We start from the raw sequence: 13,693 nt of genomic DNA on the forward strand, positions 1-13,693 counted from the left end.
AGCGGCGAATTCTAGTGAATCGTCATGGGCAGGCAAACACCGGCCTCGGCTAACCGCTCCCAGCACCACGTCAGGCTCGCGCTCGACCCAGTGGATTGGTTGGCGTTGCGCGCTCGCTGCAAGCCCAGGTTTGGGTCAGGGCTGTGCCTGCTTTTCGTGAAGGCGAGCGTTCAGTTCATCAATGATCGGCACCCATTCGGCGTCCTCTATCCATTCATCGGCGAGGAAGGCACGCTGCGCGTCGCTCCAGAACGGCGCTTCGGTAAGCTTGACGTGGTTGGGTAGCGGCGCATGCTCGGCGATGAAATCGTCAATGCTGGCTGGATCCGAAGGTAGGCCCAGCTGCTCGAACAGTGTGGTCATGTCTTTGTTGGGAAGTTCCATCGAACGGGTCCTCGTCCTGGTGGGTTTGGCGCTGCTCAGGCGCAGGCGACGTCCCCAGTAGAGGCTCCAGCACGGCTAACAGTTCAACGGAACGCTTAGCCACGCGCTCGGCAGTGGCCGTAAGAAAGAAGCGGGCCGCGCGAGGGGCGCGGCCCGCAGGAAATTCAGGCGGCCTTGTCGAACAGTTGCCTGCCTTGATCCAGATATTGGTCCACCAGCCACTTGCCGTGGGCGATGGATGCCCGCTGCGCTTGCTCGAGCTCCGCCATGAAGGCGTGCCCGACCGGAAGCGCCATACGCCGAGTGACCTGTCCCTGCGGGTTGCTGATTCGGCACCCACCGGCCCAGGGAGTCGGGGTGCCGGGATGTTCCATCACTTCGGCCGTAATGACGTGATCGCGGTACTCGCATTGCATCATGGTCATGGTGTCACCTCGCTGTTGATAGCCGTGAGCAATTATCAACAATGCTCATACGGCAAAATTGCCCCCCCTCGTCATGGTCCGCCACGAGCCGAGCGCGCCGTTAGCCGACGCTCCTCGCGCAGTACCTTGACTGGGTATAGCACAAGGACCGGCGTGCGAAAGGGCCGATGGTCGCTTAAGGGAAGATGGTGGAGCCGGCAGATTTGCGAGCAAGGCGCAGGCACCGCGGAGCGATGCCTGCCTGCTGAGATGGGAAATGAATGACAGGTGTAGCCATCAGGTTACGTCCCGAAGGAGCGATGGATGGCCAGTTTCAGGAGGTGCGCAGCTGCTCGTCCGCAAGGAAATCTTCTTCCAACAAGGCGTCCCGGCCCTCGACTTCGAGGGTCTCGCCTTCGATCGGCGTAGGTGCCGATACGCGCTTGCTGCGCAGTTTGCCGAATTGATGCTTGAGAGCGTTATTGAGCTTGTCGATGGCACCGTCCACGGCCAGTTCCAGGGATGCCGCCTTGTGTGTAACGGAGACCGGCTGCTGTCCTTTCGGGCGTGCCTCGATCTGGCATCGTTTGTCGTGGGCGCCGGCCTTGACGCCGTTTTCGTCGTTCAGATGCACCACGACGCGGGTGACTTCGTCGTCGAACCGATCCAGCTTGTCGGCAACATTGCCGCTGACCCAGTCCACGAGACGGGCGCTTCCTTCGATGTGGTTATCGCTATGTACTTGGATCTGCATATGCTCTTCCTTCTACGCGATCTAGGTAACCACCGTTCAGCCCACAAACGGTCTGATCCAGGACGTGTCCCGGTTCACTGCCGGCCACACCAGCCCTTAAAGGCGCGCGGCCCTTGGCTCAGCAGCCTGGCTTGCAAAGCAACGGAACACGGCCTAGAAATGCCATTGTTGGCGACATTAAGCAAGGCCAACGCAACGCCGCGAGCACGATGGTGGTCGGCCAACCGAACCCGCCCTTCGTGCAGCCACTGCCGAGCAGCCGGCGCACAAGACCTCCAGCCGCTTGGTTACAGAAGATTGCGAAGACTCATAAGTGCCCTGTGCTCCACCGCCGAATCGGATCATCGCCAGCCAGTGATCATTGACCGGCGGATAGCTTCTTTTTCGGGTAAATGTCGTAGCGGCTGGACTTACCCTCCAGGCTATAACCCGGTTTGGGTCCGTCAATGGCAGGCGCTTTACGTGGCCGCTTCACTACCACTCGGTGGCTGGCCAGCGCCAGCGCCCGCTCGAGCAGGACACCCGCGTCCAGATCGTCCCCGACGAAGGGTCTGAACAGGCGCATTTCCTTTTTCACCAACGCGCTCTTTTCACGATGCGGAAACATCGGATCGAGATAGATCACCTGCGGTGGATCACCCTGCCACTGGGCCATTAGCTCGATGGCATTGCCATGCCGCAGGCGCATGCGTTCGACGATCGATCGCACGTCGGCGTCCTCACACCCGCGCCTCAGGCCGTCCTCCAGCAAGGCGGCGATCAGCGGCTGGCGCTCGAACAGCACCAGGTCGCAGCCCAACGTCGCCAGCACGAAGGCATCGCGGCCAAGTCCGGCTGTTGCGTCCAGCACGCTGGGGCGAATCCCGGGTTGAATGCCGACCGCCTTGGCGATCATCTGCCCGCTGCCTCCGCCGAACTGACGACGATGTGCGGCGCCGCCCTCAACGAAATCCACCCGGACCGGGCCCGGCGCCTGAGGGCCGAGCAATTGCAGCTGCAACCCGCTCTCACCCAGTTGCAGGGCGAACTCTGCCTCGTCCGCCCGCAAAGGTAATTCCAGTCGCGATGCCCAGGCACCAGCCTGCTCGGCAAATTGAGGTGCAAGGGCTTCGACACGAACTAACGGGGATGAAGCAATCATACGGAGCTCGGTGGCGGGAAAACGCCGCATTCTGCCAGAGGCGACGCCGGCGTGCCTCAGCGACAGAGGCCAAAACCGCCCATATCCACATGGAAATGATCGTGATGAGCGGCGTTGTACTCCGGGCTCAGAGTAATCCTGAAGGCATCGCAGGCGGCTGCCTTGACCCTGCGAAGGAAGCGCGCCTTGGCGTCATCGCCTTTCCAGTCGCGAGCCACGGTAATGCGCGTACCGTCCTGCAGCCAAAACCCGGCCAGATCCAGCGCATTGGCCGAAGCATGCTGGCTGCGCCGGTTGCTGCGGGCGATGTTGCGGCAGGCGAAACTACCGAAGTGATCGACGCGCACCACCGGCTGACCGAACACCTGTTGCGCTGCGGGCTGCAAGCCATGGCGTTCGAACAACGCATAGGCGGCAGCCAGCGGGCAAGTCGCGAGAAAGGGGCCGTTGAAGCGCACCGCCGAGCCGCTCACGCGCACGGCATTCTCGACCGGACAGCCGGGTTGCGGCGTGCTGTCCGGCACGGCAACGTAGCTCAGATCGGACGTTTTCAGCGCCTGCTCGCATAGTTCCCGATCTTCCTGCAGACGCCGCAGCTTGAAGGAAGTGAGCAGGTTCGGCGCCTCGCGAATATCCAGCGGCGCCCAGGGATTCCACTTCGGCGGGACATCGACGTGACCGCGCCATACCGCGTAGACGAACCCGCCTAATGCGAGCAGCAGCAACAGGAAGAATCGGCCGAAAGTCATAGCGATTTTGGCAACGCCGACACGCCAAGGTTGCAGCGCCGCCCGCTACCGGCAAATCACGAGCAGGGTTCGCTATCGAGCAGAGACATCTGCGACTCGCTCTGTGTCGGCGCTACCGCCAGTGGGGGCAAACCCGGCAGCCGTCCGCTGAGCTGCTCATGGAAACGCATGGCCAAATCCGGCGCCAACCGGTTGTCCGGCGTATGCAGATATACATGCGGACGCTTGCCTGCCTCGATCCAGCCCGCCACCTTGTCCAGCCAGGGCGCGAGAAAGCGATCATTGGCTGCCAGCTCGGGATGCCCGACGAAGCGCAGCTGCGGTGACTGGCTGAACGCCGCCGGACGCACAGGAAGCCGCGGCTTCTTGCTTTGTGCATGAAGCACGGCGGGATCGCTCGTCCGGCAGCTGAACAGTGCGCGAGTGTCCATGCAGACGCGCTCGACACCGCATTCGTGCAATAAGCGGTTCAGCGCCCGCTCCTCCTCGCCTCTGGCGAAAAACGCGGGGTGACGCACCTCTACCGCCAACGGTCTATTCAAGGTTTCGATCAGAGGCACCAGTTCGCCCAGGCGAGCCGGGCCGAAGGTGGCGGGCAGTTGCAACCAGAACGGACTGACCCGCTGCCCCAGCGGAGCCAGCAGCGAACGGAACGACAGGATCAGATCCGTTGTTTCACGCAGATCCGTCGCTTGACTGATCTCCCGTGGCAGCTTGGCGCAGAAGCGAAAGTCGTCCGGCATCAGCGCCGCCCAACGTTCGATCTTCGCTACGGACGGCCAGGCGTAGAGCGTGGTATTGCCTTCGACGGAATTGAAGACCGCGCAATAGCGTGCAAGGAACTCAGTCGCCGGCAAACCTGGCGAATAGAGCGCCCCGCGCCAGGCGGCGTCATTCCAGGACGGGCAGCCGAGAAAGTAGGGAAGGTTCACGCGCGGTTCGCTACGCCTCAGGCGTAGAGATCCAGACCGAGCACTTCGTGGGCATCAAGATCGGCGCTGAAGCTCGCCGTGGTGCCGTAGCTCTGCAGCGCTTGAGAAGCACGACTGGTCAATGGCCGCTCCATCATGGCTTCGAAGCGGGCCGGCATGAAGTCGCCGGAGACTACCGAGGCATAGTCGGTGGACTCGCTCCGAGTGCCTCTGGAGAGGTGTTCATAGGTGGAATCGGCCTGGCTGGACGGGGTAACGATCGACTCACGCGCTTGCTCCGCAGCCCTTTCACTTTCGCGATAGGGCACCGGCGCGCTGCCATGCGGGGCAGGACGTTCGATGGGATAGGCAGAGGGGGCGAGACCGTTGAGGCGCATCATTCACCTGTTCAAGTGCCGCCGACTCTAGCGATCCGCCAGGAGTTTGGCAATGCCGCTGGTCACCGAGTGGCTTTCGGGGTGGCGACGTTGTCGCGAAGATAGGTCGGCTGGGCCTGATCGGCCTCCACCGCTTCTCCGCGTCGCCAGCCATAGGTCGCCAGACACAACAGATCCTCGGCGTGTGGCAGCAACGCCGCATCGACCGCGGCAGGCTTCAGCGCAAGCCGCTCGCCATAGCGCCAGCCCGTGCCAGCAGCGAACCAGTCTCCGCTGCCATCGCGTGGCAGGCTGACCTGTTCCGGCGGCAACACGGCTTCGATCCCAGCCAGCTGCATCTCGCCCTCATGCACGCGATAGCAGCCCCAATAGACCTCATCCATGCGCGCATCGATGGCCACCGCCACCTGCCCTGCGTCATGCTCGCGATACGCGCGCTGGGCGATCGTCGCCAGCGTGGAGATCGGCAGTACCGGGCGCTCCAGCGCGAACGCCAGCCCCTGCACCACGCCAACCGCAATACGCACCCCGGTGAAAGCGCCGGGGCCGCGACCGAAGGCCAGCGCATCAACCGCCGACAGGGCGATTCCCGCCTCGGCCAGCAGGGTCTGGATCATCGGCAGCAACCGTTGCGCATGCAGCCGCGGAATCACTTCGTAGTGGCTGATTACCTTGCCGTCATGCAGCAATGCAACGGAACAGGCTTCGGTCGCAGTATCCAGCGCCAGCAGAGTGGTCATGATGATTTATGCAGGTTGCCGAGTGGGCGGGCATTAAAACGGTTTAGGTCTTTTTTTGCCAGCGTTGCGGCCCGCCGAGCGACGGGGCACAGCGTCGTACGCCTGCGGGCGAGGCCAGGCGTAACGACATCATCCGAAAGCATGCGATTTTCCGGAGCTATGTCAAATTGCCTAGCCGAGCGCTGTAGCGCTCAGCGGCGTTTTTGCCTACCACTTCGATTTGCCTTGAAACGACAACGGCCCGCAAAAGCGGGCCGTTGGTTGACAGCAAGACCGTTTAGCTGAGTGCAGCCATCACCTTTGCAGTGATCTCTTCAACCGAGCCGACGCCTTCGACGCGGCTGCACTTGGGCGTGCCTTCGCTAGCTTCGAGGTTCTGGTAGAAGGCCACCAGCGGTTTGGTCTGCGAGTGGTAGACGCTCAGGCGATGGCGAACGGTTTCTTCCAGATCGTCCTTGCGCTGGATCAGCTCCTCGCCGGTGAGGTCATCGACACCGGCGACCTTCGGCGGATTGTGCTCGGTGTGATACACCCGACCGGAGGCCGGATGCACACGGCGGCCGGACAGGCGACCGACGATCTCTTCGTCATCCACGGCGATTTCAAGTACGTGATCCAGCTTGACACCGGCATCACGCAGCGCCTCGGCTTGCGGGATGGTGCGCGGGAAGCCATCGAACAGAAAACCATTGGAGCAATCGGGCTGCTGCAGCCGCTCCTGGATCAGCGCGATGATGATTTCATCGGAGACCAGACCACCGCTGTCCATGACGTCTTTGACCTGCAGGCCCAGCGGCGAACCGGCCTTGACCGCTGCACGCAACATGTCGCCCGTGGAGATTTGCGGAATGGCGAACTTCTCGGTGATGAAGCGTGCCTGTGTGCCTTTCCCGGCACCGGGCGCTCCCAGCAGAATTACGCGCATGGAGTGAGTCCTCAAGTTTTGCAAAGGGTGCCGCCAGGTCGATGAATGCAACCCTACCTCTGGCGAATCAAAAAATCGGGTTTGCCGCCATGCGACAAAAGGTTGAACACGATACACAGCGCACAGAAAGCAGACAAGCGACCCTCATGGCCCCCTTTGCGGTGAGCCTGCCGCCAAGGGTGAGGGCGGTAAAACGTCGCCGCGCGGGCGTGACGACGTTTACCCGACGCGCCACGCGCCGTCCTCTCATGCCGTCAGCCAGTGTTGCGCAACCCGGCAGCAATACCTGCGACACTGACCAGCAAGGCTTGCTCCAGAGGGCTTTCCGCCGGGCTCCGCTGTTGCCGTGAGCGGGCCAACAACTCGGTCTGCATCAGGTGCAACGGGTCGAGATAGGTATTGCGCAGACTGAACGCCTCAAGTGTCTCGGGGCTGTGTGCCAGCAGTTCGGACTGACCGGTCAGATCGAGTACCGCCGCCACCGCCTGCGACAATCTGTCACGTAAATCCTCACCCAGGGGCTGCAATTGCGCAGAGACCAGGCGCTCGTCGTAGCGCTTGGCGATGTCGCCATCGGCCTTGGCCAGCACCATCTCGAGCATATCGATACGGGTACTGAAGAACGGCCAACGCTGCCGCATCTGTTTCAGTCGATCACCTTCGCCACGCTCCAGTGCGGCTTGTAGCGCCTGATCCCAGCCAAGCCAGGCGGGCAACATCAGCCGTGTCTGGGTCCAGGCGAATATCCACGGGATTGCCCGCAGGCTCTCGACGCCACCCTCACGGCGTTTTGACGGACGGCTGCCCAACGGCAGGCGTCCGAGTTCCTGCTCGGGCGTGGCCTGCCGGAAATACTCGACGAACTGCGGGTGATCACGCACCACCCCGCGGTAGGCCTTGACCCCAGCGCTAGCCAGTTGCTCCATGGTTTCGCGCCAGTCCGGCTCCGGCATGGGTGGCGGCAGCAGCGTTGCTTCCAGAACCGCCGCCAGATACAGGCTGAGGTTCTGTTCAGCTATATCCGGCAGACCGAATTTGAAACGAATCATTTCGCCCTGCTCGGTGGTGCGGAAACGCCCCGCTACCGATCCGGGCGGCTGCGAGAGGATCGCCGCATGAGCCGGTCCGCCACCGCGCCCAACGGTGCCGCCACGGCCATGGAACAGCAGCAATTCGACCTGGTGTTGGCGGCAGATCTCGACGAGGCTTTCCTGCGCGCGGTACTGCGCCCAGGCGGCGGCCGTGGTGCCGGCGTCCTTGGCCGAGTCCGAATAACCGATCATCACTTCCTGCGGACCATGCAAACGCTGGCGATAGCCGGGCAAGCTCAACAACCGATCGATGGTCGGGCCTGCATTGTTCAGGTCGTCGAGCGTCTCGAACAGCGGCACGACCCGCATCGGTCGTTGCAGGCCCGCCTCTTTCAATAGCAACTGCACCGCCAATACATCCGACGCGCCGCGGGCCATGGAGATGACATAGGAGCCAAGCGATGCACCGGGTGCCTGCGCCACCACACGACAGGTCGCCAGCACTTCGGCGGTCTCGGCAGACGGCTGGAAATGGGGTGGCAGCAGCGGGCGGCGATTGTTCAGCTCGCGCTGGAGGAAATCCAGGCGCTGTTGCTCGTCCCACTGGTCATAGTGGCCAATCCCCAGGTAATCGGTGATTTCCGCCAGCGCCGCGACATGCCGGGTCGAGTCCTGGCGGATATCGAGGCGCACCAGGAACAGGCCGAACGCGGCCACCCGACGCAAGGAGTCGAGCAAGGTGCCGTCGGCGATCACGCCCATGCCGCAGGCATGCAGCGAGTGATAGCAGAGTTCCAGCGGTTCGCGCAGCTCACGGTTGTCCTGTAGCACGGCAGGGGGTGGCGGCTGGTCATGTTCAACCGCGGCGCTGGCCCAATCGCGCGTCGCCTGCAGTCGCTCGCGCAGGCCCTTGAGCAATGCCCGGTAGGGTTCGGCCGATTCGCCACTGTGACGCAGAAGTTCTTCGCTGGCAGCCTGCATCGACAGGGCGGTAATCAACCCCTCGATATCGCGCAGGAACAGATCCGCCGCCACCCAGCGCGCCAGCAGCAACACTTCACGGGTCACCTTTGCCGTCACGTTGGGATTGCCGTCGCGATCACCGCCCATCCAGGAGGCGAAGCGGATCGGCGCCGCATCCAGCGGCAAGTGCAGGCTGGTGCTGCGCTTGAGCGCCTGGTCGGTCTGCCGCAGCACATTGGGCAGCGCCTGCCAGAGCGAATTCTCGATAACGGCGAAGCCCCACTTCGCCTCTTCCACTGGCGTCGGCCGGCTGCGACGGATTTCCTCGGTGTGCCAGGCTTCGGCGATCAGCCGCTGCAAGCGCAGTTCGATACGTGCCAGCTCCGCCGTGCCGAGGTCGGTGTGATCGCGTGCAGCCAGTTGCGCGGCGATGGCGTCGTATTTTTGGATAAGCGTGCGTCGCGACACCTCGGTCGGGTGCGCCGTCAACACCAGTTCGATATCCAGCCGCCCCACCTGCCGGGCCAGAAATTCCTGCCCGAACCCCTCGCCCTTGAGCCGCTCTAGCAGGCCACCCAGCACGCCGATTTCGAACGGAGCCGGCTCGCCGGGCCGACGCCTGCGCACCTGGTGATACTGCTCGGCGATATTGGCCAGATTGAGGAACTGATTGAAGGCGCGGGTCATCGGCAGCAGCTCGTCGTCGGCCAGCCCGTCGAGGGTTTCCTTCAACAGTCTGGCCCCGTCGGCCGAACCACGGCGTGCGCCCTTGGCACCCTTGCGGACGCGTTCGATCTTGTCGAGGAAGGCATCGCCGTGTTGCTCGCGAATGGTGTTGCCCAGCAATTCGCCGAGCAGGTGAACGTTCTCGCGCAACCGCGCGTCGATCTTCGCCATGTTCTGTCTCCTCAGGCTGCGCCCCCAAAGGCTCACAACCGATATGCAACCGATGCTGAACGGCTACGCTGTAAGAACCCTCCAAACAGAGTGCCCAGCGTGTCCGTCGAAGACAAGGCGTCGCGAGGCAAGTCTGTTCGACGGTCGCTCGCATTACACGCCAATATCGCTCGCCACGGCGGGCTAAGGATGGAGCTAGATGAAGATTTCAGAACTTGTCCGTGAATGGGAAAGCAGCGCCACCGGGCGCATGAGCGCCACTCGATACACCATTCCACTGGACGTCGAAAGCGCCGCGCGGCTGGCCGCGCTGGCGGAGATGTATCCCAAGCGCAGTACCGAGGAACTGCTGGGGGAACTGGTCGGCGCCGCGCTCGAAGGCATCGAGACCAGTCTTCCCTACCAACGGGGTACCAAGGTGATTTCGACCGACGAGCAAGGCGATCCGATCTATGAAGACGTCGGCCCGACACCGCGTTTTCTCGCCCTGTCGCGCAAGCATCTCGAACGCCTGCTGGCCGAGCAATCGGCCGAGTCCTGACACCCACCACGGACACGGCCGGCCCCCGGCCGGCCAGCCGTTCAACTCAGCGAGGCGTTCTCATCCGGCCGCCCCGCTTTTCTCTCGACAGCTCTAAAAAGCCATCTTCAGGCGCTCCGTTTGGCTTTTCACTGGAACGATTGCGGCCTGACGCCCTCACAAAAACATGCCCGTTCTGATTGCTGGGTCCTCCCTAGGGGCCAAACACACGGCTCGCGGGCACCGTTCCCGATCTTCCACTGGAGACTGGCTATGAAAACGAACACCATCGAAAGCCCCCTATCGAGATTTCAGCTACCCAAGCTGGCAGCCGTTGCGCTGGGAGGTCTGCTGCTGGTTGGTTGTGCCGGCAATCCACCCAATGAACAGTTCGCGGTCACCGAGTCCGCAGTGCGCAGCGCGGTCAGCGCGGGCGGCACCGAATATGCCGCGGTGGAAATGCGCGCCGCGCAGGAAAAATGGAAGCAGGCCGAACTGGCCATGCAGAAAGAGAACTACGACGAAGCGCGCAAGCTGGCCGAACAAGCCGAGTGGGATGCACGCGTCGCCGAGCGCAAGGCTCAGGCGGCCAAAGCGCAGAAGGCTGTAGAGGACGCCAACCGGGGTATTCAGGAACTGCGCGAAGAAAGCATGCGCAGCGTCCAGTGATCACCACGATCAACTCTCCACGCCTTCAACACAGGATGATTCGCTATGAATAAATTACTGACGCTCCCTACCCTACTCGCCGTGACCATCGGACTGGCAGCCTGTTCTTCGCAGCCCAACCAGAACCTCGAGCAAGCGCGCGGGCAATATTCGCAACTGCAGGCCGACGCGCGCTCCAGCCAACTGGCCGCATTGGAAACCGAAGATGCGGGCAAGATGCTGGAAAAGGCCAACCAGGCCTACCTCAACGATGCCGACGAGGAAAAAGTCGATCAGCTCGCCTATCTGGCCAAGCGGCGCATCGAGCTCGCCGAGCAGACCATCGCCCTGCGTACTGCCGAGCAGGAGATCGAGAAGGCGTCCGCCAAGCGCGCCGAAGCCCGGCTCGAGTCTCGCGAGCAACAACTCAAGCGCCAGCAGGACGAAATCCGCAAGTTGCAGCAGGATCTGCAAGCCAAACAGACCGAGCGCGGCACACTGGTGACCTTCGGCGATGTGCTGTTCGATCTCAACAAGGCAGAGCTCAAGCCGGCCGGTATGCGCGGCATACAGAAGCTCGCCGACTTCCTGAATGAAAATCCCGAGCGCAAGGTGGTGGTCGAGGGCTATACCGACAGCACCGGTTCGGACTCCTACAACCAGCAGCTGTCCGAACGCCGTGCCGAGTCCGTCCGGCGCGCACTGACCCGCGCCGGGGTCGATGTGCAGCGCATCCAGGCGGTCGGTTATGGAGAAGAGTATCCGGTGGCGAGCAACGACTCGAACTCAGGTCGGGCAATGAACCGCCGTGTCGAGGTCACCATCTCTAACGACAACCAGCGTGTGGCACCGCGCTCATCGATGCAGTGATACTGCGCTGCCGTCATACGGCTGAGAGCATCTATCGTCGAGGCCCGCCATCATGGCGGGCTTTTTTTTGCGCCGAAGCGACGCCTCAGGGCCTGGTTGCTGGCTCTGCGGCAGCCGGCACCTTCTGCCCCATGCAACGAATCGCACGCTTTTTGTTATCCACCAGCACACCGCTCAGGCCCTTCTGCTCGGTGTCGAAGAGCACCAGCACGCCGTCGATGCATTCGGCTACCTGCGGTGCCGGCTTCAGCGAGACGCGATAGTCTTCGCCCGGAACGGTCTTGAGCATGGTGTAGTCAGCCAGCAAGAGCGCGTCTTCCGGCTTGGCGATGTGCACATAACCATAGTAGGTGAGCACCGCAACGGTGCCGATGACGCTGCCGATAGCGGTAAGGATCAGCGGGATGGGATTGCGTTCGGACATGGACGGATTCGCCTGATCAAAGAGGCGGCATTGTCGCAAAAAATCAGCGCGCCGAGGGACGCGAGCTTGGCCGACCGGACATGCAACACGGCCACCGTAACGGCCATTCGGCAATGGCGCCCACAGGTGGTAAGGCTGGTCTGTACTGATTGCTCGTCATCGCCGGTACGAATAACACTTCACGCACGCGCGTTTACCGCTGAAGGTGGTTTCCATTCCGGTGCCTGCCGTGCCTGCTGTTGCACGGCGCCGCCTTTCCCCATTCGACAGGACGAGCCAGCCATGGAATTTTCTGACCGCCCCGACGCCCTTCTTCTCGACCAACCTTTCGCGGCGATTCCCGATCTGATTGCGCACTGGGCCGAACGGCGGCCCGATCACCCCGCCTTGCTCCAAGACGAGCGGAGCATGAGCTTCGCCGAACTGGATGCACAGATGAACCGGGTCGCTTGCGCACTGCAGCGCGATGGCATGAAATCCGGCGACGTGTTGGCGATCTGCGCGCTGAATTCCATCGAATACGCCACGGCATTTCTCGGGGCGTTGCGCGCCGGCATGACAGTCGCGCCGCTGGCTCCGTCCGCCAGTGCCGACAGCCTGCTGACCATGCTGGCGGACGCCTCGCCCCGCCTGTTGTGCTTGGATGCGCTATCGGCTCAGCACCTACAGTCGGTCGCGGCACAGCTGCCTTGTACAACGATGCGGCTGGATCAGCAGGATGAGTGGTCCGCCTGGCTGAGCGATGCGACGCCTGAGGCCGTGACGATCCAGCCGGCCTGGGCGTTCAACATCATCTATTCGTCAGGCACCACGGGAGAACCCAAGGGCATCGTGCAGTCCCATGCCATGCGCTGGGCCCACGTGCGCCGCAGCGCCGCCTATGGTTATGACGATGCCACCACGCTGATTTCCACGCCGCTGTACTCCAACACCACGTTGGTGGCCTTCCTGCCGACCTTGGCGCTGGGCAGCACGGTGGTGCTGATGGGCAAGTTCGACGCCGGCCAATACCTGAGGCTGGCCCAGCAGCATTGCGTTACCCATACCATGCTGGTGCCGGTGCAGTACCAGCGGATCATGGCGCGCGACGACTTCGACCAGTACGACCTCAGCCACTTCCGGCAGAAGTTCTGCACCAGCGCACCGTTCAACGCGGCGCTCAAAGCCGAGGTGCTGGCACGCTGGCCGGGGGGGCTGGTCGACACCTATGGCATGACCGAAGGCGGCGGTACCTGCATCCTGGCCGCCCACGAGCACCCCGACAAGCTGCATACCGTCGGCAAACCCGCCGAGGGCCACGATATTCGCGTCATTGACGACGAGGGCAACGAACTACCCAAAGGGGAAATCGGCGAAATTGTCGGTCACTCCCCGGCCATGATGACCGGCTACCTGAACAAACCGGAGAAGACCGCCGAAGCTGAATGGTTCGACCCCAGCGGTAAGCGCTTCATCCGCACCGGCGATGTGGGTCGCTTCGATGAGCAGGGCTTTCTCACCCTGCTGGACCGCGAGAAGGACATGATCATCTCTGGCGGCTTCAACCTCTATCCGAGCGATCTCGAGGCCATCCTGCGCCACCACCCGACCATCGCCGACGTGGCCGTGGTCGGCGTGCCGTCCACACGCTGGGGCGAGACCCCGGTGGCCTTCGTGGTGCGCGTCACGGGCGCTGCGGTGGCACCCGAAGCGCTACTGGACTGGTTCAACGGACGCGTTGGCAAGACCCAGCGCCTGGCACGCCTGGAGCTAGCTGACGAACTGCCGCGCAGTGCCATCGGCAAGGTACTCAAGCGCGAGCTGCGGGATCGGTATCTGGCGGAACACGGCACGGCCGCTTGATGGGGAATACCCGACGTATTGGCACGCCTTGGTGGGTCAAGGCAGGTCAGTGGCCTTATCCAGCGTCGGGTTTGGTCTTGCAGCGCTCGGCC

At 62.8% G+C, this 13,693-nt stretch carries 15 protein-coding genes; 4 read left to right on the forward strand and 11 right to left on the reverse strand.

The window, feature by feature from the left end; genetic code table 11:
- Nucleotides 1-135: 135 nt before the first annotated feature.
- The 10 genes from ACL0K2_RS06460 to ppc form a co-directional block, all read right to left on the reverse strand.
- Entirely contained in the window at nt 136-384 is a 249-nt protein-coding gene (locus ACL0K2_RS06460; RefSeq protein ID WP_045163043.1) for a DUF2789 domain-containing protein, read from the reverse strand.
- A gap of 164 nt (nt 385-548) precedes the next feature.
- The gene (locus ACL0K2_RS06465; RefSeq protein WP_045163044.1) at nt 549-809 is read right to left on the reverse strand and encodes a hypothetical protein; all 261 of its coding nucleotides are present in this window, start codon (nt 807-809) and stop codon (nt 549-551) included.
- 313 nt (nt 810-1,122) lie between these two features.
- A complete protein-coding gene (locus ACL0K2_RS06470) occupies nt 1,123-1,542 on the reverse strand; it encodes an HPF/RaiA family ribosome-associated protein (protein ID WP_045163045.1) in 420 nt (139 codons plus the stop codon).
- 358 nt (nt 1,543-1,900) lie between these two features.
- Nucleotides 1,901-2,683, reverse strand: a complete 783-nt coding sequence (locus ACL0K2_RS06475; protein WP_045163046.1) for a class I SAM-dependent methyltransferase — start codon at nt 2,681-2,683, stop codon at nt 1,901-1,903.
- A 56-nt stretch (nt 2,684-2,739) separates the two neighbouring features.
- Nucleotides 2,740-3,432, reverse strand: coding sequence for an extensin family protein (locus tag ACL0K2_RS06480; RefSeq protein ID WP_045163047.1), 693 nt, complete (start codon nt 3,430-3,432; stop codon nt 2,740-2,742).
- A gap of 56 nt (nt 3,433-3,488) precedes the next feature.
- The gene (locus ACL0K2_RS06485; RefSeq protein WP_045163048.1) at nt 3,489-4,364 is read right to left on the reverse strand and encodes a DUF72 domain-containing protein; all 876 of its coding nucleotides are present in this window, start codon (nt 4,362-4,364) and stop codon (nt 3,489-3,491) included.
- Between the two features lie 17 nt (nt 4,365-4,381).
- Complete coding sequence (locus tag ACL0K2_RS06490) at nt 4,382-4,744, reverse strand: hypothetical protein (protein ID WP_230623663.1); 363 nt, start codon at nt 4,742-4,744, stop codon at nt 4,382-4,384.
- A 59-nt stretch (nt 4,745-4,803) separates the two neighbouring features.
- Nucleotides 4,804-5,481 carry a tRNA (adenosine(37)-N6)-threonylcarbamoyltransferase complex dimerization subunit type 1 TsaB gene (gene tsaB, locus ACL0K2_RS06495; protein WP_045163049.1) on the reverse strand — a complete coding sequence of 226 codons (678 nt, stop codon included), beginning with the start codon at nt 5,479-5,481 and terminating at the stop codon, nt 4,804-4,806.
- Nucleotides 5,482-5,758: 277 nt separating this feature from the next.
- Nucleotides 5,759-6,406: an adenylate kinase gene (gene adk, locus ACL0K2_RS06500; protein ID WP_045163050.1), complete on the reverse strand. Its 648-nt coding sequence runs from the start codon at nt 6,404-6,406 to the stop codon at nt 5,759-5,761.
- 254 nt (nt 6,407-6,660) lie between these two features.
- Nucleotides 6,661-9,297, reverse strand: a complete 2,637-nt coding sequence (gene ppc, locus ACL0K2_RS06505; RefSeq protein WP_239611799.1) for a phosphoenolpyruvate carboxylase — start codon at nt 9,295-9,297, stop codon at nt 6,661-6,663.
- A 199-nt stretch (nt 9,298-9,496) separates the two neighbouring features.
- Here ppc and ACL0K2_RS06510 point away from each other — a divergent pair, with 199 nt between their 5' ends.
- The 3 genes from ACL0K2_RS06510 (at nt 9,497) to ACL0K2_RS06520 (ending at nt 11,335) form a co-directional block, all read left to right on the forward strand.
- Nucleotides 9,497-9,838, forward strand: coding sequence for a pilin assembly protein (locus ACL0K2_RS06510; protein ID WP_239611798.1), 342 nt, complete (start codon nt 9,497-9,499; stop codon nt 9,836-9,838).
- 252 nt (nt 9,839-10,090) lie between these two features.
- Entirely contained in the window at nt 10,091-10,486 is a 396-nt protein-coding gene (locus ACL0K2_RS06515; RefSeq protein ID WP_045163053.1) for a DUF4398 domain-containing protein, read from the forward strand.
- A 45-nt stretch (nt 10,487-10,531) separates the two neighbouring features.
- Nucleotides 10,532-11,335 carry an OmpA family protein gene (locus ACL0K2_RS06520; protein ID WP_239611797.1) on the forward strand — a complete coding sequence of 268 codons (804 nt, stop codon included), beginning with the start codon at nt 10,532-10,534 and terminating at the stop codon, nt 11,333-11,335.
- 85 nt (nt 11,336-11,420) lie between these two features.
- On the opposite strand, the gene ACL0K2_RS06525 is transcribed toward ACL0K2_RS06520, so the two are convergent.
- The gene (locus ACL0K2_RS06525; RefSeq protein WP_045163055.1) at nt 11,421-11,759 is read right to left on the reverse strand and encodes a hypothetical protein; all 339 of its coding nucleotides are present in this window, start codon (nt 11,757-11,759) and stop codon (nt 11,421-11,423) included.
- Between the two features lie 282 nt (nt 11,760-12,041).
- On the opposite strand from ACL0K2_RS06525, the gene ACL0K2_RS06530 reads away from it, so the two are divergent.
- Complete coding sequence (locus ACL0K2_RS06530) at nt 12,042-13,601, forward strand: class I adenylate-forming enzyme family protein (RefSeq protein WP_413044059.1); 1,560 nt, start codon at nt 12,042-12,044, stop codon at nt 13,599-13,601.
- Nucleotides 13,602-13,693 lie beyond the last annotated feature (92 nt).

Source organism: Pseudomonas sp. YJ42 (genome assembly GCF_047225135.1).
Taxonomy (GTDB): Bacteria; Pseudomonadota; Gammaproteobacteria; order Pseudomonadales; family Pseudomonadaceae; genus Stutzerimonas; species Stutzerimonas stutzeri_E.

Coding starts and splice junctions, on each gene's coding strand:
- ACL0K2_RS06465 (WP_045163044.1), bottom strand. CDS start 809: ATGACCATGATGCAATGCGAGTACCGCGATCACGTCATTACGGCCGAA.
- ACL0K2_RS06520 (WP_239611797.1), top strand. CDS start 10,532: ATGAATAAATTACTGACGCTCCCTACCCTACTCGCCGTGACCATCGGA.
- adk (WP_045163050.1), bottom strand. CDS start 6,406: ATGCGCGTAATTCTGCTGGGAGCGCCCGGTGCCGGGAAAGGCACACAG.
- ppc (WP_239611799.1), bottom strand. CDS start 9,297: ATGGCGAAGATCGACGCGCGGTTGCGCGAGAACGTTCACCTGCTCGGC.
- ACL0K2_RS06525 (WP_045163055.1), bottom strand. CDS start 11,759: ATGTCCGAACGCAATCCCATCCCGCTGATCCTTACCGCTATCGGCAGC.
- ACL0K2_RS06470 (WP_045163045.1), bottom strand. CDS start 1,542: ATGCAGATCCAAGTACATAGCGATAACCACATCGAAGGAAGCGCCCGT.
- ACL0K2_RS06490 (WP_230623663.1), bottom strand. CDS start 4,744: ATGATGCGCCTCAACGGTCTCGCCCCCTCTGCCTATCCCATCGAACGT.
- ACL0K2_RS06515 (WP_045163053.1), top strand. CDS start 10,091: ATGAAAACGAACACCATCGAAAGCCCCCTATCGAGATTTCAGCTACCC.
- ACL0K2_RS06530 (WP_413044059.1), top strand. CDS start 12,042: ATGGAATTTTCTGACCGCCCCGACGCCCTTCTTCTCGACCAACCTTTC.
- tsaB (WP_045163049.1), bottom strand. CDS start 5,481: ATGACCACTCTGCTGGCGCTGGATACTGCGACCGAAGCCTGTTCCGTT.
- ACL0K2_RS06475 (WP_045163046.1), bottom strand. CDS start 2,683: ATGATTGCTTCATCCCCGTTAGTTCGTGTCGAAGCCCTTGCACCTCAA.
- ACL0K2_RS06460 (WP_045163043.1), bottom strand. CDS start 384: ATGGAACTTCCCAACAAAGACATGACCACACTGTTCGAGCAGCTGGGC.
- ACL0K2_RS06480 (WP_045163047.1), bottom strand. CDS start 3,432: ATGACTTTCGGCCGATTCTTCCTGTTGCTGCTGCTCGCATTAGGCGGG.
- ACL0K2_RS06510 (WP_239611798.1), top strand. CDS start 9,497: ATGAAGATTTCAGAACTTGTCCGTGAATGGGAAAGCAGCGCCACCGGG.